The sequence below is a fragment of the Phaeobacter sp. 11ANDIMAR09 genome, from assembly GCF_001294455.1.
Classification (GTDB): Bacteria; Pseudomonadota; Alphaproteobacteria; order Rhodobacterales; family Rhodobacteraceae; genus Pseudophaeobacter.
The window spans coordinates 1-17557 of record NZ_LIKT01000043.1 but is presented as its reverse complement, the minus strand read 5'-3'; the positions used below and the strand labels follow the sequence as shown (position 1 = coordinate 17557).

The 17557-nt window shown below is 56.6% G+C and carries 17 protein-coding genes and 1 pseudogene; 14 read left to right on the top strand and 4 right to left on the bottom strand.

Annotation, left to right across the window (positions count from 1 at the left end; all coding sequences use genetic code 11):
* Positions 1-11: 11 nt before the first annotated feature.
* The 3 genes and pseudogenes from AN476_RS23655 (at position 12) to AN476_RS21050 (ending at position 1671) form a co-directional block, all read left to right on the top strand.
* Positions 12-766, top strand: a pseudogene (locus tag AN476_RS23655) (formate/nitrite transporter family protein).
* Positions 766-1257, top strand: coding sequence for a hypothetical protein (locus AN476_RS21055; RefSeq protein ID WP_054463739.1), 492 nt, complete (start codon positions 766-768; stop codon positions 1255-1257). Before AN476_RS23655 ends, AN476_RS21055 begins: the two are co-directional and overlap by 1 nt.
* A gap of 48 nt (positions 1258-1305) precedes the next feature.
* Complete coding sequence (locus tag AN476_RS21050; RefSeq protein WP_054463738.1) at positions 1306-1671, top strand: cytochrome c family protein; 366 nt, start codon at positions 1306-1308, stop codon at positions 1669-1671.
* A gap of 190 nt (positions 1672-1861) precedes the next feature.
* On the opposite strand, the gene AN476_RS21045 is transcribed toward AN476_RS21050, so the two are convergent.
* Positions 1862-2560 carry an MOSC domain-containing protein gene (locus tag AN476_RS21045; protein ID WP_054463737.1) on the bottom strand — a complete coding sequence of 233 codons (699 nt, stop codon included), beginning with the start codon at positions 2558-2560 and terminating at the stop codon, positions 1862-1864.
* Positions 2561-3103 (bottom strand): MarR family winged helix-turn-helix transcriptional regulator, encoded by a 543-nt coding sequence (locus AN476_RS21040; protein WP_054463736.1) that lies wholly within the window; start codon positions 3101-3103, stop codon positions 2561-2563.
* Positions 3104-3190: 87 nt separating this feature from the next.
* Between AN476_RS21040 and AN476_RS21035 the strand changes: the two genes are divergently transcribed.
* Both AN476_RS21035 and AN476_RS21030 read left to right on the top strand, forming a co-directional pair.
* Entirely contained in the window at positions 3191-3940 is a 750-nt protein-coding gene (locus AN476_RS21035) for a hypothetical protein (protein ID WP_054463735.1), read from the top strand.
* Positions 3941-3995: 55 nt separating this feature from the next.
* A complete protein-coding gene (locus AN476_RS21030; protein WP_054463734.1) occupies positions 3996-4520 on the top strand; it encodes a redoxin domain-containing protein in 525 nt (174 codons plus the stop codon).
* Between the two features lie 121 nt (positions 4521-4641).
* Here AN476_RS21030 and AN476_RS21025 read toward each other — a convergent pair whose 3' ends face one another.
* Positions 4642-6102: a catalase gene (locus tag AN476_RS21025; protein ID WP_054463733.1), complete on the bottom strand. Its 1461-nt coding sequence runs from the start codon at positions 6100-6102 to the stop codon at positions 4642-4644.
* Between the two features lie 96 nt (positions 6103-6198).
* Between AN476_RS21025 and AN476_RS21020 the strand changes: the two genes are divergently transcribed.
* The gene (locus AN476_RS21020) at positions 6199-7143 is read left to right on the top strand and encodes a hydrogen peroxide-inducible genes activator (RefSeq protein ID WP_054463732.1); all 945 of its coding nucleotides are present in this window, start codon (positions 6199-6201) and stop codon (positions 7141-7143) included.
* Between the two features lie 519 nt (positions 7144-7662).
* Here the strand turns inward: AN476_RS21020 and AN476_RS22650 are convergent.
* Entirely contained in the window at positions 7663-8460 is a 798-nt protein-coding gene (locus tag AN476_RS22650) for a helix-turn-helix transcriptional regulator (RefSeq protein WP_083464447.1), read from the bottom strand.
* Between the two features lie 240 nt (positions 8461-8700).
* On the opposite strand from AN476_RS22650, the gene AN476_RS21010 reads away from it, so the two are divergent.
* The 8 genes from AN476_RS21010 (at position 8701) to AN476_RS20975 (ending at position 17481) form a co-directional block, all read left to right on the top strand.
* Positions 8701-10263, top strand: coding sequence for an ABC transporter substrate-binding protein (locus AN476_RS21010; protein WP_054463730.1), 1563 nt, complete (start codon positions 8701-8703; stop codon positions 10261-10263).
* A 99-nt stretch (positions 10264-10362) separates the two neighbouring features.
* Positions 10363-11301, top strand: coding sequence for an ABC transporter permease (locus AN476_RS21005; protein ID WP_054463729.1), 939 nt, complete (start codon positions 10363-10365; stop codon positions 11299-11301).
* A gap of 13 nt (positions 11302-11314) precedes the next feature.
* Positions 11315-12172, top strand: a complete 858-nt coding sequence (locus AN476_RS21000) for an ABC transporter permease (RefSeq protein ID WP_054463740.1) — start codon at positions 11315-11317, stop codon at positions 12170-12172.
* Positions 12169-13149, top strand: coding sequence for an ABC transporter ATP-binding protein (locus tag AN476_RS20995; protein WP_054463728.1), 981 nt, complete (start codon positions 12169-12171; stop codon positions 13147-13149). Before AN476_RS21000 ends, AN476_RS20995 begins: the two co-directional genes overlap by 4 nt.
* Positions 13146-14072, top strand: a complete 927-nt coding sequence (locus tag AN476_RS20990) for an ABC transporter ATP-binding protein (RefSeq protein WP_054463727.1) — start codon at positions 13146-13148, stop codon at positions 14070-14072. Before AN476_RS20995 ends, AN476_RS20990 begins: the two co-directional genes overlap by 4 nt.
* An 18-nt stretch (positions 14073-14090) precedes the next feature.
* Positions 14091-15725 (top strand): amidohydrolase, encoded by a 1635-nt coding sequence (locus tag AN476_RS20985; protein WP_054463726.1) that lies wholly within the window; start codon positions 14091-14093, stop codon positions 15723-15725.
* Positions 15722-17197, top strand: coding sequence for a M81 family metallopeptidase (locus AN476_RS20980; RefSeq protein ID WP_054463725.1), 1476 nt, complete (start codon positions 15722-15724; stop codon positions 17195-17197). The genes AN476_RS20985 and AN476_RS20980 overlap by 4 nt, the downstream gene beginning before the upstream one ends.
* 2 nt (positions 17198-17199) lie before the next feature.
* Entirely contained in the window at positions 17200-17481 is a 282-nt protein-coding gene (locus tag AN476_RS20975; protein WP_054463724.1) for a hypothetical protein, read from the top strand.
* Positions 17482-17557: the final 76 nt, after the last annotated feature.

Below are 17557 nucleotides of genomic sequence, written 5' to 3'. Positions count from 1 at the left end.
GATCCGATCCCATGGCCTTTTTGGTGCTTGCCCTCAAGGCAGGTGCCTTTGTTGGAGCGGGCATCCTGTTGATCTTTTCCCTGGGACAGGGCGTCGATGATGCCATCCGGCCAATTGTCATGGGGGCCAGTTTTGGCATTGCGCTCACGCTTGTGGTCTTTGCCGGAGCAGAGCTTTTCACCGGGCATACAATGTATATGACCCATGGGCTGTTGACTGGAGCCAGCGGAGTTGGGGATTTGCTGCGCTGTTGGGGGGCCAGCTGGGCTGGCAATCTGATTGGAGCCCCGCTGCTGGCGTTGTTGTTTGTGGCTGGTGGGGGCGGGTTGATCTTGGGCGCGGGAGAAGATGCCCTACTTTACAAGGTCGCAGCCAAAAAACGCAGGGTTCCGGACTTGAGCTCTTTGCCAAAACAATTTTGTGCAATTGGCTCGTTTGTCTTGCTTTGTGGTGCTCAGCCCGCGCGAAAGACGACGTGACCAAATGTATCATGATCTTTTGGTGCCTCTATGCATTCATTGCCGCAGGCTTTGAGCATAGCGTAGCCAATATGAACGTCTTTTCTGTCGCCCTGCTTTCTGATTTTCCGGAGGGAATCTCGCTGGCAGGAGCTGCTCATAATCTGATTTTTGTCACTCTGGGCAATACCTTCGCCGGGGCTGGTATCATGGGGTATGGTTATTGGCGCGCGGCGTCACGGCCGCGGGTTTCGGTTGTATCTTCGGATGAATTCTTGGGTGAGAAAAGCCAGACGGAGGCGGGCTGATGCAGGTTCTGAATGCGAAGCCGATCTCGCAGGAGGCCACAGGTATTTGGCGCGGTGCGGGGGGCGGTCAGGCCATCACAGCCGGTATCTTCCTTTGGATCGGAGTGGCGTTCGCCGGTAATCTAGTTGCCGCGTCCGCAAAGTGCCAGGCCGCCTCATTAACGCTCCCCGTAGCGTTGGAGGTGGGGCGGATGCAGTTTCTGTGGATTGGCTTTGCAGAGGCCATTTGTCTGTTGGTCATCTTGTGCTTGCTGGTGGGCGCACGTCGCTGGCCATCTTGGCCATTACTTGCCGCAACAGCGGTCTTTGCCTTACAGCGGATTTGGCTCCTGCCGCTGCTGGATATCCGCACCTTGGCTATCATTGGAGGTGCGCAGCTAGAGGACAGCTTGCTCCACTTTGTCTACGTAGCTGCTGAGATACTAAAAACAGCATGCCTGGCTTGGGTAGGAGTACAATCCTTACGTCGCGACCTGCCGCAAACGGGCTGAGAATTTACCTTCCCCGACCGAAACACTCAAACCAAAAGGAATGTCCTGATGAAAGAAATTCTGGTCGCTGTCGCGATAGTCGTTGGCTGTGTTCAAACTGCCGTGGCAGAAGGCGACACATCTGCCGGCCAAAAGGTGTTTAAACGATGCGCTGCTTGCCACGCTGTGGAGGACGGAAAAAACAAAGTCGGTCCGACGATGTTCGGAGTCGTTGGGCGCCAGGCCGGATCGCTTGAAGACTACAAGTACTCTGATGCGATGCAGGACGCTGGATACAGCTGGGACGAGAAGCAATTGGCCGGGTTGCTGGCTGCTCCAAGAAAGCATCTTCCAGGCACCAAGATGGCCTTCTCAGGGCTGAAAAGGGAAGGCCAGATGACTGATTTGATTGAGTACCTCAAAACCCTAAACTGATTTTTTGAAAAGGTCCAAATCGGAAATGGTCTCTGCTCGCAACGAAACACCGAACGAATGGCCGCTTTAGGATACATCACGCATTCTATTTTCGCCGCAATCTTAAATTCATGGTAACTGTATGGTTGGGAAGGGAATTTGAAACTTTCTGTTCGCAGGGGACTATTAAAGAGCCTGTTAAGGGCTGGCATCAGTTTGAACCGAGAAGCCTTGCTGCTGTGTCTTCCTTTGCCTCCCCCGCGGCCATGCGTGCGAATGCCTGGCGCCACCCGACAGCGAGGTCAGGAAGTTCTGCCAGGATTTCGGCATCGTCGGTTGAAACCCTGCGTGTCAGTCGGGCACGGGTCACGCGCAGAACACTCCATTTGGGGTGTCGTCTTTCAATCAGTGATATCCTGCCACCTGCTTCGACCGCACCAATTTCTAGCACACGGTAATACCACCCAGTGCGGCCAGTTTTCTGGAAAAGGTATGGCATCTTTTCATTTCCTGTGTGCAGCCCCAGCTTCCAGCAGGGCTGGCGTCCCTGGCTGATTTGAACGGTCGCTGTTCCCAGCCTCAGGATATCCCCGATGCAGAGGTTTTCTTCGGTCAGGCCGGTAGTAGTGATGTTTTCTCCGAAGGCCGCGGGCATTGTACCTTGGACCATATGTCCCTCACGCAGCCAGCCTGCATAGTGATCCTCGGCATAGTGGTGAATGGCCTTTTCTTCGCCGCCATGCACCGTCAGGTCCGCTTGCGCATCTTCTGAGAAACCGGTCGGTGTAATGGCCTGGCTCCCGTACACTTGGTCTTTTTGAATGGCGGAGGCTGCTTTCCCCTCCCAAAGGTCCTGGACGCTTCCTAGGAAGATGCCGCCGATTTCTGCCGATAGTTCAGGAATGGTCATTCAGGCCTCTTTGTGTTCGATGCAGATTTTGTCTTTTTCGTCGGGTTCCAAGCCTAGCCGCAGCAAAGTGCAAAACCCATTTTTTGAAATGGCGTCATGATAGGCGCAGGTTTTGCATTTTCCGAAAGACTGGCCGCCGTTGGCTTCCAGAGCCAGCTTCAAGCTTTGACGCAGGCCGTTTTTGAGGGCGTCCTGAACACCGGCGGGAAGGTTACCGATCGCATCTTCAATCGGGTTGGGTTCAGTCACAGCAGCCAGACCAGCCTTGCTCAGCTCATAGGAAATTGATCGCAGGTCGGATTTTTGCCGGTGTTCAGTAGCATAGCCCTTGCGCACCAGGGCTTTCAGCGTCTGGGACATCGTCCCCCGCGTTGTCCCTAGGTACTCAGCAACATGCGACGGCGAACGGGAAAACTGATTTGCCTCAGACAGATACTCCAGTGCTGCCCTTTGTGTCGGGTTCAGGCTGCCGGTCCAGCCGGTGGCGGAATCTATCCTAGCTAGCCGGTTGATGAGTATGCGGATGCCATGATCGTTTTTCATGCGGCAAGAAGTAGCGAGTCGAAATTAAAGTTGCAATGCAATTCTTCATATAGTAGCGAGTCGACATCAAAAACTTGGAGATACGACATGAAACGACCCTGGACTTTCTTTGCCGCCGTTGCGCTGGGAGCTTCGTCCGCAGCAGCAGATGGCAATCATGCTCTTCATCAGGAGGGAGCTGTCATCTCACCGGCTGGTGCGGGCAAGGCGGCTGACTTCGACATCCTTGCGGCGCATGCGCACCGCAACGGCAACACTGTTACCTTCCACATGACCACCAGCGGGACTGCCGGGGCATCGGTGCCGCCCGCAACCGGCGCAGTGGGCGGGTCTGATGTCTGGTCCTATGTGTGGCCCACATCTCTGGATCCCGCCGCAGTGGGATTTGAGGGCGGCACTGGCATTCTGGCAATGGCCGCGACCAGCCATCCGGATTTTGACGACACCCCGCTTTTTGATGAAAACGGTGATGGCGACCCGACCAATGACGGTATCGAATGGCATAGCCATTGGGTGGTACTTGCCCCGACCGAAGCCTGCGGCCCGGGTGCCCTTGCGGTGCGCGACATTCCGGAAGGCACCACGCCAAAGTTGCCCGCGACGTGGCCCGGTTTTCCGATCTTTCTCGACAGCCCTGGTTTCACGCCGCTGTTTGACGGGCCGGAGATCACGGTGAATGCGGGTTTTGCCAGCGGCGTTGAGCTGGACGGCGTTGCCTATGACGGCGTCACATCCGCGCTTCGGGTGAACGCTAGCATCCATGCACCACTTCTGTGCGTAACGGATGTTTTCGACATTGCTTCAGGCGATTTGAGCCTACCGGGCAAACTTCAGTAACGATACCAGCCGGCTGCCCCAAGCGGAGGCCGGCTGATCAACAGGAGTGACATTGATGCAAGCGCCTGAACTTCAAGTCAGCCAATGGTTCAACACTGACGAAACCCCCAAACTTTCGGACTTCCAAGGAAGGGTTGTCCTGATCGAAGCCTTCCAGATGCTGTGCCCCGGCTGTGTCATTCATGGTATTCCCCTGGCACAGGCCGTGCAGCAGCAGTTTCCCAGCGATCAGGTTGTGGTAATCGGACTGCACACCGTTTTTGAGCATCACGAGGCGATGACTCCGGTATCGTTGAAAGCCTTTCTGCACGAATACCGCATTAATTTTCCCGTGGCGGTCGACAAACAGGGGGCGGGGCCGCTGCCGAAAACCATGGCGGCCTACGGGATGCATGGAACGCCCAGCCTGGTTCTGCTGGATCAGTCGGGCCGGATTGCGGCGCATCATTTCGGTCAGGTTTCAAAACTGCAGCTGGGGGCCGAGATCGGCCGCCTTTTGGTGGGCGAGCCAGCCGGAAGAGGCGCTGTGCAGCAGCCGGGCAAGTCCAGCCGGTGCGGTAGCGATGGCTGCACTGTGTGATCCCGGCGGCGATTTTGTGCAAACCCAAAATGGTCGGCCAGATGCGGTTGCCTCCGGCCGACCCAGGCTTGTCGGGCGGTATGGCTTCGGGCTTTCCGGGCTGATGTACCGCCCTGCCAATTCACCCCTTGGCGCCGCCGCCGGAGTCGAGTCTAAGCGCCTTGGCAACGCCCGCCCCATAGGCTGGATCGGCCTGCGCGCAGTTGGCTATGTGCCGGCGCTGAATGCTTTCTTGAGCGCCGCCAATGGCGCGGGCGGTGTTTTCAAACAGTACGTGCTGCTGGCCGGGCGTCATCAGCCGGAACAAGTCTCCGGGTTGCGAGAAATAGTCCTCGTCCGCCCTGTGGTTCCAGTGATCAGCAGCCTCCTCAAGCGACAGGGGCGGTTCCGAGTAATCAGGCTGTTCGTTCCACTCCCCGCGTGTGTTCGGCTCGTAGCCGATCCGCGACCCTGCGTTGCTATCGACCCGCATCGCCCCGTCGCGATGATAGGAGTGAAACGGGCAGCGTGGTGCGTTCACCGGTATGGAAGAGTGATTGACCCCCAACCGATACCGTTGGGTGTCACCATAGGAAAACAGCCGCCCCTGCAGCATTTTATCTGGCGAAAAGCTGATCCCCGGCACGACAGTGGACGGGGCAAACGCAGCCTGCTCCACCTCGGCAAAGTAGTTCTCGGGGTTGCGGTTCAGCTCAAGCTCACCAGCTTCGATCAAAGGGTAGTCGCAATGCGGCCAGACCTTGGTCAGATCAAACGGATTGAGATGGTATCCGCCTGCCTCCTTCTCAGGCATGATCTGGACATAGAGCGTCCATTTCGGAAAGTTTCGGTTCTCGACCGCATCATAAAGATCGCGCTGATGGCTCTCGCGGTCGCCTGCGATGATCTGCGCTGCCTCCTCATCCGTCAGGTTTTTGATGCCCTGTTGAGTCTTGAAGTGGAACTTGACCCAGTAGCGTTCATTTTCTGCATTGATGAAGCTGAAGGTGTGGCTGCCAAAGCCGTCCATATGCCGGTAGCTGGCGGGGATGCCGCGGTCAGACATAACGATTGTGACCTGATGCAAGGCTTCGGGCAGGCTGGTCCAGAAGTCCCAATTGTTGTCGGCACTGCGCATATTGGTGCGGGGGTCGCGTTTGACGGCGTGATTGAGGTCCGGAAACTTCAGCGGGTCGCGCAGGAAGAACACTGGTGTGTTGTTGCCGACCAGATCCCAGTTGCCTTCTTCTGTGTAGAATTTTACGGCAAAGCCGCGGATGTCCCGCTCTGCATCCGCTGCCCCGCGTTCCCCGGCAACCGTCGAAAAGCGCAGGAAGAGGTCTGTTTTTTTGCCGACTTCGGAAAACAACTTGGCCCTGGTGTATCTGGTGATGTCGTGGGTGACAGTGAAGGTGCCGTATGCGCCCGAGCCCTTGGCATGCATGCGGCGTTCAGGGATCACTTCGCGATCAAAATGGGCCAACTTCTCGAGAAACCAGACATCCTGCAGCAGTGCAGGGCCACGCGCTCCAGCGGTTTGAATGTTCTGATTGTCAGGCACTGGTGCGCCGAATGCGGTGGTCAGTTTAGGCTTTCTGGTCATGGTTTTCTCCTGAATTGGGTACCGCGACACCCAACCGGAAACCACCAAACTACTCCAACTTTTCTAAATTATCCTGCCGATAAGCTGAGGTGATCCATGACAAAGCGCACGTCCATGGCAGGTCTTTCCCTCAGAGATCTCGAATATATTCAAAGCATTGCCAAAGAAGGACATTTTGGGCGTGCTGCATCCATCTGTGGGGTTTCCCAGCCCGCGATCAGCCAGCAGGTACTGAAACTTGAAGCGCGCTTGGGATTCTCGATTTTTGAACGACAGGGCAAGCATGTATCGTTGACGCCGAACGGGCAGATCGTCTTTCGTAAGGTTGAGATCCTTCTGGCCGAGGCCAGAGAACTCTTGGAGCTATCTCTTGGCCTGAACAACAGCTTAGAAGGGAAACTCCGTATCGGTGTGATCCCAACTTTGGGGCCGTACTTGCTGCCTTTGGTTTTGAAGTCAATAAAGTCGGCGTACCCAAACGTGCAGATTTCGCTGTTCGAAGAGCCGACCCAGATACTGGAAGTTATGCTCACGAAGCGAGAATTGGACCTGGCTCTCGTCGCTACCGAACCAAAGCAGCAGATGCTGGTTTCACTTACATTGTTCTTCGAGGACTTCATTTTTGCCTGTCCCAAGGAGCATAAAGAGAACCCTGGCCTGCCTGTGCGATGGTCCGAAGTCTTAGCTTCTAAACTGGTTCTGTTGTCCGAAGAACACTGCCTGCGTGATCAGACGATTGCACTTTGTGACCGGGTTAACCTGCCTGAGAACCGGGTCGCCAGCAGCCTTGAAATGCTTCGTCATATGGTTGCCCTGGGGGAAGGCGCTGCTCTTTTTCCCGCCTTGTCGGTCAGCGGTCCTGATCGTTTCGGTGGATTAACAACTCTTCATCCCATCGATGGTGGGAATTTTGGGCGTTACATACGGCTTGCTTGGCGCAATAGCGATCCTCGAGCAGAGCACTTGGAACAATTCGGCAAATTCCTAAGATCTCAGATGGAAATGCCGTCCATGGCGAAACTGTATAAGGGGAGATGTTGACACTGAGTATTGCGGGCTATTCCTATGACTGAAGCAGAGGGTCGCCTAGCGCAAAAGCGGAATTTGCAAAGTCAGTTCGGTTGGGTGTCTTGGCCGTTACGAACGGCCCAAACCGGCCATCTGCCGATGTGTTCGACGCCGCAGTGCAGCTTCCCCAGATCGGACATTAGTGCTTAGTGCAGCATTTTCACATGCCATGACCAGGCTCGGGACAAAGGGAACTTTCGCTGCATCCGCACCAATGTCTGCTTTTGACTTTTCTCCTAAAATAGGGCGCTAAGCAGTCTTGAACAAGACGGGCTGAGTCTGCTTTGAGCTGGTAACTTTGCCCTAATCGCCAATTGCTGCCCCGGTACTCCTCATAGGAGACATTCCTTGCAGCCTAAAAATTTGAGAACTGACAAACTTTCACCTAGCTGCCGATCTTTGACACCCTTACTCTGAACCAAAGATGTGGAGACCATTGTAAAGAGATTTTAGTGAAGCAGCTCTTTTGCCAAAAAAGTGCGCCAGAAGTCACTATGTTTTTTCCAAGGACGTTAAAGAGGTAACCCCAGAGGGCTCGCTCAGAAATTTACGGACTGTTGGATCGATCTGGAGACTATGTGTAGGGTAGATTCCGCAATCTGATATAGCCTCGCGCGCGGATACCCGTTCACTGAGCCGTTTCCAGATTGTACGAGATGAGTACGGGTGTGGGTGAGGGCGCCAGGCAAGGCCAGTGGTCATTCCGCGCAAATACTTCAGTTTCTGACGCTGCGCAGAATAAAGGATTGTCTGAGCAATACTTCCTTCGCGCGCACATTCATGCTCGGTTACAAAGATCCTATTGCCGCGCATCGTTACTAGCCCGCTATATTTTGAAATCTGACGAATTGATTTGTCGCGTGAAGTGGCATTTTCATAGGATCTACTTGTAATCATTCCACCTTTTTCACTTATCCGCACCAAAGAGCAGAAAATGCGCCCTTCCCAGGACGGGGTGCAAAAAAAGGAATGATAGAACCCCAAGTATCGTCGGAGGTTCTTTTGTTGTCCACGATAGGGGCCCAGAAAACGCTCTGCAGGCCCATCCTCTTGGTCCTGGCGCGCGCCCATCTGCGCTTCCTCAAATTTGGAGTCCGGTACGAACAGCAGCTCTTCGGCAAGACCGAAGTGGCGGGCTATACGTCGCAGGTTATGGGCCGAAGGCAGGCTTGTTCCATTCAGGTAGCGATTGAATTGCTGCCGGTTGAGACCAATCTCACGACAAATCTGCGAGATGCTGCCGTAGTCGGCGCATAGAGATCGAAGATTGTTGGAAAAGTTTTTGTCCATCGGCAGCATTCCTTTCGCGATCTGACGCTACTTTGCTTCAAAACGCGTCAGTTAGAGCAAACTCGCACAATTTCGCTTTGCTGAAAACCCGCCTTTTGTAGTCATGAAATCAGGCCTTAAGGGCGATGGAGATGTCAGTTCATCTGGCGTGAAATCGATCTGAAACCAAAGTCCAGGGCGAAGTGAGTGGAGAGAACGCTTGGCTGAGGACATGTGCAACGGGTTCCAAGGGAGGAAGACATGAAGATTGAATGGCAAAAGGCAGCGGTAGGGCGACGCCGGTTTCTGAAGGGCGCCACAGCCTTGGGTGCCGCTGCGGTGCTGCCAATGGGGTTTGGCAATCGGGCTCTGGCTGCTGGCGACAATACCCTGCGGGTACGCGCCTATGGGGATGCTCAGAATATGGATCCGGCACATAGTGTTGGCGTTGTCGAAGAAGAGGTCCATGCCTCCATCTATAACAAGCTGATCCAATACAAGCCTGGCCGTGAATGGGATTGGCAGTTGGATGCCGCCGGGATGATCGAGCAGGCCGATCCGACCCACGTCAAGTTTGCCCTGCGAGATGACATCGGTTTCACCAATGGCTTTGGCGCAATGACCGCCGAAGATGTGAAGTTCAGCTTTGAACGGATCATTGCCGATGCCACCGAAAGCCCGAACAAGCCCGACATGGGGTCGCTGAGCCACGTCGAGGTAACGGGAGAGCGCGAAGGTACCATTGTTCTGAAAGAACCCTTTGCGCCGCTTTGGAGCATCGCGCTGCCATATATCACTGGCAACATCGTCTCCAAGGCCGCAGTTGAAGCTGCTGGTGGACGGATCGGCTCCGATCCTGTGGCAGAATCCGGCCCCTACCTGCGCAGCAGCTGGGAGCCCAAGTCCAAGACCACGCTCAAACGCAACCCGGATTGGAAAGGCGAAGCACCCGCATGGGACACCATCGAGATCCTGCCGATCGACGATGAAAACACCGCTGAGATTGCTTTTGAGGCAGGCGAGCTGGACTTTACCCGTGTCTCACTGGGCTCGGTCGAGCGGTATCGTGCCGAAGTTCCAAATGGCGGCACCCTGCTGGAATACCCTTCGCTGTATTACGCTTGGCTGGGCATGAACCTGGATCATCCCAAGCTGCAGAACCAAAAGCTGCGCCAGGCCATCCAGCATGCCATTGATGTTCCGATGGTGCTGGAAGCCGCCTATTTTGGCGCTGTGGAGCCTTCGACTGGTATCATTGCACCGGGACTGGCGGGCAACCGGCCAAACACCCTGGTGCCACCGCAAGCGGATTTTGAAAAGGCCGCAGCCTTGTTGGCAGAGTCAGGGGAAACCAATGTGACCCTCAAGCTCGACACGCTGAACAAGACAACGTTCACCACCGCAGCTCAGGTGATTCAGGCGACCCTGGCCCAGATCGGTATCACGGTTGAAATAAACGTGCTGGAATCCGGTGCCTTCTGGGCCAGCGGAGACAATGAGGATCTGCAGCTGGTTCTGAACCGCTATTCCATGACCCCGGATCCCTACTATGCGACCTCCTGGTTCACCACCGAACAGGCCGGTATCTGGAACTGGGAACGCTTCAGCAATGAAGAGTTCGACAAGATCCATATCGAAGCTTCGCAGCTGACAGATCAAGCCAAACGGGCGGAAATGTACCAGCGTGCGCAGGATCTGATGGAAGAAAGCGGTGCCTATCGCTTCCTGACCCACGAGGCGACGCCAGTGGTGCATTCCGCTGGTGTCACTCCCGCATTGCGCCCCGATGGGTTGGCGCTGCTGCGGTACTTTGGCAAGGCCTAAACCTCTCCCCTAGGTCTTACCAATTGGCACGGCTGCATTCGCGCTGCAGCCGTGCCGCCCTTCTTCCGCACAGCGATGAACCAATGGAGCCATGCGGCCATGTTGATCTTTACTTTCCGACGGTTTGGGCTGGCTCTGCTGATCCTGATCGTCGCTGTCACCACCATGTTTCTGATGATCCGTGCCGTGCCTGGCGATCCGGTACAGATCATGCTGGGCCCCCGCGCCACACCCGAATTGCAGGCGCGGCTTACAGCTGAGCTGGCGCTGGATCAGCCGATCTGGAAACAGCTCGCCATCTTTTACGGCAACCTGTTGCAAGGGGATCTTGGGACCGACGTGTTCTCGGGCCGCTCCGTGACCGAGATTGTGTTCCAGCAATTGCCACATACCCTGTGGCTGATCCTGAGCTCGATCATCTGGTCCGCCACCCTGGGTATCGCCCTGGGGTCCTATGCGGCTGCGCACCCCAATACTGTTATAGACCGGATCACTGCGGCAATTTCCGTAAGTTTCGTGGCCGCTCCCGCATTTGTTGTGGCGCTGCTCTCGTTGCTGATCTTTGCGGTGAACCTGCAGTGGTTTCCCGCCATCGGTGCGGGCGAAGGTTTCTGGGGGCGTCTAAATCATCTGGTGCTGCCCGCATTTGCCATCGGCCTTAGCTGGGTCGGATATATCGCCAGGTTGGTACGCGCCTCGATGCTGGAAGTCATGGGTGAGCCTCACATCCGCACCGCCCGCGCCTTTGGTCTTAGCGAACGTCGGGTTGTGATGATCTATGCGCTGCGCATCGCCATTCTGCCAGTGGTCACGGTGATTGGTGTCGGCATGGGATTCCTTTTGTCCTCGGCCGTCTTCGCCGAGATCGTCTTTGCCCGCCCCGGTTTGGGCAAACTGGTGATCGATAGCATCACCACCCGCAATTACCCAATCGTGATGGGATCGGTGCTGATTTCGACCGGCCTGTTTGTGGTCTCCACAGCACTTGCCGACCTGATCAACGCTTGGCTTGACCCCCGCGCCCGAGCGGCTGTTTGAGGAGGCAACAGAGATGTCTAAATCCCGTTCCGAACTGGGCCAAATCCTCCACGGTGTTTCCCGCGACCCATTGGGGCTTATGGGGCTGATCATTGTTGGCACCATCTTGTTCTGTGCCATCTTTGCCGCCTGGATCGTGCCCTATGATCCCGTTGGCATGAACATCAAGGACCGCCTGCAGGGGCCGTCGGCCGCGCATCTGCTGGGTACCGACCAGCTGGGTCGCGACACGTTTTCCCGCGTGATCATGGGCGGACAGGTGGCCTTGAAGGTAGCTTTGCCTGCTGTCTTTGGCGCTATGGCCATTGGTCTCACCCTTGGCATGATCGCGGGCTACGGGCCAAAATGGCTCGATAACCTCTTGATGCTGTTCTTTGATACCATTCGGTCGTTTCCCACCGTGATGTTCGCGCTTGCCGTGGTGGCGCTGATCGGACCAAGCCTGCAGACCGTGGTGTTTGTGGTTATGGCAACTTCGATCCCAACATATGGGCGGGTGGCACGCACGCAGACGCTGACCCTGCGCAACTCTGAATTCATCCTGGCCGAACGCGCAATGGGGGCCAGCATGAAACGCATCCTGGGCGTGCATATGCTGCCGAACATCATCGGCGTGCTGGCGGTATTGGCAGCTATGGACATTCCCACGGTAATCGCGCTGGAGGCAGGTCTGTCCTTCCTTGGCCTCGGAGTAAAACCGCCAACACCCAGTTGGGGTGCACTGTTGAAAGACGGTTATTCGCTGATCCGCCAGACCCCCTGGCTGGTGGTGGGCGGCGGGCTGCCGATCATCCTGGCAACCCTTGGCTTCACCTTTCTAGGCGAGAGCCTGCGCGATGTGGTTGACCCAAAACTGAGGAAACAGCGATGAGTGACACCCTGCTGGAAATCGACCGTCTCAGCGTCGACTATGAAACCGCCCGTGGTGATCTGAAGGCCCTGCGCGATATCAGTTTTGACATACGCAAAGGCGAAATTGTCGGCATTGTTGGTGAGTCTGGCTGTGGTAAATCCACTTTGATCTCCTCGATCTTACGGTTGACCGCACCGAACACGCGGTTCCGCAAGGGAGAGGTGCGTTTCAAGGGCCAGGACCTGCTGCAACTGCCTGAGCACAAGATGCGGGATTTGCGCGGCGCGGATATCTCCATCGTGTTTCAGGACCCGATGCAGACCCACAACCCGGTCTTGTCCATCGGTCAGCAGATGCTGGATATCCAGCACCGCTCTCAGGCTGGCAAGGTTGAGAAACGGGCGCGCGCAGCACAGATGCTGGGTGCGGTCGGCATTCCGGATCCAGAGGCGCGGCTGGAGCAGTTCCCGCATGAGTTCTCCGGCGGTATGCGCCAGCGCATCGCCATTGCCATGGCGCTGATGTCGGAACCCGATCTCTTGATCGCGGATGAGCCGACTACGGCGCTGGACGCTACACTTGAGGTGCAGATCATCGAGCGCCTGCAGGAGCTTCAACAGGAGCTTGACTGCGCGATCCTGTTCATATCGCATCATTTGGGCGTGATTGCAGAGCTCTGCGACCGAGTGGTTGTGATGTATACAGGCGCCGTCGTCGAAAGCGGCGATGTGCGAGAGATCTTCCATGATCCAAAACACCCCTATACCCGCCGCCTGATCGATTGCGACCCAGGACATATCAAGGAACGTGCTCGGGTTTTGCCCACCATTCCAGGCGAAGTGCCGGATCTGGCCAACCTGCCTGGCGGCTGTATCTTCCGCGACCGCTGTGATCAGGCCGTGCCGCGCTGCGCATCTGAAGTGCCGCCGCTTTCCAAGCTGAAAGAGGGCCACCATGCCGCCTGCTGGCTCAATCATGAGGAGGTTCACCAATGACCCTGCTGGATGTGAAGGATCTGCAAACCAGCTACGGGCAGGTCAATGTGCTGGCGGGTGTCAATTTCGCTGTCGAGGCAGGGGAAACCTATGCCTTGGTCGGGGAAAGTGGATCGGGCAAGACAACGGTGATCCGTGCCATTGCCGGTCTGGCCCCTGCCCAAGGTGGGTCTGTCAAATTTGACGGAAAAGAGATCCGCGGGGCCTCGGAACGCGAGATGCGCCCTTTACGCAAAGATATCGCCATGATGTTTCAGGATCCGATCGGCTCTCTGTCGCCGCGACTGACCATCGGCAGCCTGATCACCGAGCCCTACCGTATTCAGGGCATGAAGGATCGCGACATGCAGGCAGAGGCTAAGCGCCTGTTGGAGATGGTCAATCTGCCTGCACATTTTGCCGACCGCTATCCCTACCAGCTGTCCGGCGGACAGGCGCGCCGGGTTGGCGTCGCCCGCGCGCTGGCGCTGGAGCCCAAGCTGATCCTGGCGGATGAACCCACTGCGGGGCTGGATGTCTCGGTGCAGGGGGAGTTGCTCAATCTGCTCAACGATCTGCGCGAACGGCTGGGCCTGGCGATGGTGATCATCACCCATAACCTCAACGTGGTGCGCCATGTGGCTGACCGCATGGGCATCATGTATCTGGGCCGCCTGGTCGAAGAGGGCAGCACCGAAGCAATTTTTGACAATCCGCGTCACCCCTATACCCGGTGTCTTTTGTCCGCAAATCCTGAGCCGGACCCCGATGCCCGGCTGGAACGTATTGCCCTGAAAGGCGAGCCGCCCAGCCTGCTCAAACGGCCTTCGGGTTGCGAGTTCCGCGAACGCTGCCCCTTTGCGCAGGATTTCTGCATTCAGACCCCAAGCTGGGAGGTCGACAACGGCCACGGTCTGCGCTGCCTCGCGCCGCTGAGCCAATAAAAACTGCTGAGAAGAACCATGTCGAGAACACTCTATTTCAACGGTCCAATCCTCACGATGGACGACGAAAACAGCCGCCCCGAAGCCGTGTTGACCGAGGGGCAAATCATCAAGGCTGTGGGCACAGAAGCTGCCCTTCGGTCTCAAATGTCTGCTGAAACGCAGGAACATGACCTACAGGGACATACCCTGATCCCGGCCTTCATTGATCCGCACGGGCACTTTCCTGACCCGGGCTTTATCCGCCTGTTTCGGGTGGATCTGTCCTCACCGCCACGGGGGGATTGCACGGATATGGCCACCGCGCTTGCGCGTCTTCGCACCAAGGCGGCGGACACGCCCAAAGGCGAATGGGTCATGGGCGTGTTGTTTGATAACACGGCAATCGCCGAGGCCCGCATGCCAACGCGGGTGGAGCTGGACAGTGTTTCAAGCGATCACCCGGTTTGGGTCATTCATGCCTCTGGGCACAACGGTTCCGCCAATTCCCTGGCGCTGCAGAAACACGGGGTAAGCCGTGATACTCCAGATCCTCTGGGCGGCCGCTTTGGGCGAGACGCTGATACCGGGAACTTGACCGGGTTGATCGAAGGGATCTCTGCCATGGGCGACATGGGCGACACGGATTTCCTGATCACACGAGAACGCTTCTGGCAGGGGTTCAACGCCACCCGAGATGAATATCTGGCCCATGGGGTGACCTTTGCGCAGAACGCCTGGACCTCTCGCAAAATGCTGGAACATTTTGCCTCCCTGCCAGCGGATCAGGACCCAGGATATGATCTGGTTTTGTTGCCGATTGGCGAGGACGAACCCGAAATGACCGAAGGTCCAGATGCCGTTGACTGGCCCGGTAATCCACATTTCAATCTTGGACCGCGTAAGCTGTTCACGGATGGTGCCTTTCAGCTGCAAACCGCGCTGCTGTCCGAGCCCTATCATAAACCCGTAGATCCTGAGCACCCCTGTGGAATGACCTATGCCGATGTCCGGGCCCATAGTGCCGAGGTCAAACGGCTGCATCGGCTGGGCTTTCAGATTCACTGCCATTGCAACGGCGATGGCGGAGCGGAGATGTTCATCGATGCGGTAGAAGAGGCTCTAGCCGAACACCCGCGTGCTGACCATCGCCACACGGTCATTCACGGCCAGGCCCTGCGTGATGACCAACTGCAACGCATGGCTAAACTGGGCATGACCGTCAGCTTTTTTCCAGCCCATATCCATTTCTGGGGGGATCGTCATTTTGATACATTCCTTGGGCCAAAGCGGGCGCAGCGCATTTCTCCAGCTGCCTCGGCAGAGCGGTTTGGGTTGCGGTACACGATCCATAATGACGCCTCGGTGACGCCGACCCGCCCGCTGCATCTGGCCCATTGTGCAGTGAACAGAACCACCGCCTCAGGTCGGGTTTTGGGCGAGGATCAAAAGGTGAGCCCATTGTCAGCCCTAAAGGCGCAGACCATCGACGCGGCTTGGCAGGTCTTTCAGGAGGACCAGCGCGGATCGATCGAAGCTGGTAAACTGGCAGACCTCGCCATCCTGTCGCGCAACCCGCTTGAGGAGGTGGAACAGTTGCTGAAGGCAACTGTAGTTGCGACGGTTCGGAGAGGGCAAACGGTGTATCAGGACCTAGGGACAGACAAAAAATGACTATCCCACGCGTTGCGATTGCTGGTTTTCAGCATGAAACCAATTGCTTTGGCGTGACCAAGGCCGGATTGGCTGAGTTTGAAATGGCGGATTCCTGGCCTGCTATGTTGCACGGTACCCAGGTCATAGAAGAGATCCGCGGGATGAACCTCCCCATCGCGGGGTTCGCCGCTGCGGCCTTGGCCGCGGGGATTGATGTGGTCCCTGTTCTGTGGTGTGCCGCCGAACCCTCTGCCGAAGTCACCGATCATGCCTTTGAGGCGATCTGTTCGATGATCCTGGCGGGGATTGCAAAGGCTGGCCCGCTTGACGCGGTCTATCTGGATCTTCACGGCGCCATGGTCACTGAAAGCCTGGCGGATGGAGAGGGCGAGATATTGCGGCGGGTGCGCAAGCTGATCGGACCCGATATTCCCCTGGTCGCCAGTTTGGATCTGCACGCCAATGTCTCGCAGGCGATGGTTGATCTGGCTGACTACCTTGCGATCTTTCGAACCTATCCGCACCTGGACATGGCCGAAACTGGAGCGCGGTGCCTTTCCGTTCTGCAGCGCCTCTTGAATGGGCATGCTCTGCATAAGGTCTTTCATCAGGTCCCCTATCTGATCCCGCTGCATGCGCAGTTTACCGGCGTACCTCCGTTTGATGCTCTCTATGGCAGCCTACCGACATTGGCGGAACAGGGTGTTTGGGCCGAAGTCGCCCTCGGTTTCACGGCTGCGGATTTCCCCGACACTGGCCCATCCTGCGTGACCTATGCAGTAGAACCTGATGCTGCCACTAAGGTTGCCGACGATCTATTGGCGCGGTTCTTGCGACTGGAGGGCGAGTTGGACCATTCCATGCTGACATTGGAAGAAGCGGTTTTTGCGGCGCAACAGAGTTATAGCCATCCGCTCGTACTGGCGGACGTGCAGGACAACCCCGGCGCCGGGGGAACATCGGATACCACGGGAGTGCTGGAGGCTTTGCTGAAGGGGGGGGGCACAAATGTCTTGATGGGGCTGTTTCATGATCCGGCCCTTGCTGCCAAGGCTCATATTAAGGGGGTGAACAGCCACTTTCAAAGCGAGCTGGGAGGGAAATCGGGTTTGCCAGGGCAATCTCCGCTGAAGGGTGAATTTGAAGTCCTGGCCCTGAGCGACGGGCACTGTCGCTATTCAGGAGAGATGTATTACGGCGGCATTGCGACAATGGGCCCAAGTGCCGCGCTCAAACTGCGTCTTGAGAAGGGCGAGGTCGATCTTGTGGTTACATCTATTCGGAACCAATGTTTGGACCTGGCCCAATTCACCCATTTTGGCCTGAACCCTCTGGAATACAATACAGTCTGTGTGAAAAGCACCGTACACTTTCGAGCGGCCTTCAGCCCAATCGCAAGTCGCATTTTTGCGGTTTCTTCTCCTGGTGTATTTCTCTGTGACCTTACCCAGGTCCCTTACCAGCAAGTGCAAGAGAAAAGGCGCATTTGAGCATGTACAAGGACTTGCCCGAGTTGCCCGCCAAATCTGTTCCCGCGGGAAACTTGCGGACATTTTTGCGTTGTGGGCTTTCACAATTTGTTGGGGTTACTTGGTGGTGCAGATCAAAGATCTGCGTGGCGTTAGGCTGCGAGGATATCGCATTGTCTGGGCAGTCGCATTGCGAAGAGTTGAGTGTTGTCGAGGTGGCCATAGATGTTGACGAGATCACGCCGTACAAGGGAGACAGGCCGCTGTTCTGGGATAAAGGCAACTGGCAGAGCCCTTTCCACTGAGATCTCAATCGCATGTCGGTGAGCGAGGCGCTAGGCTCAGGACTCATAGCCAATAAATGACTAGTGCTGCGAGGGT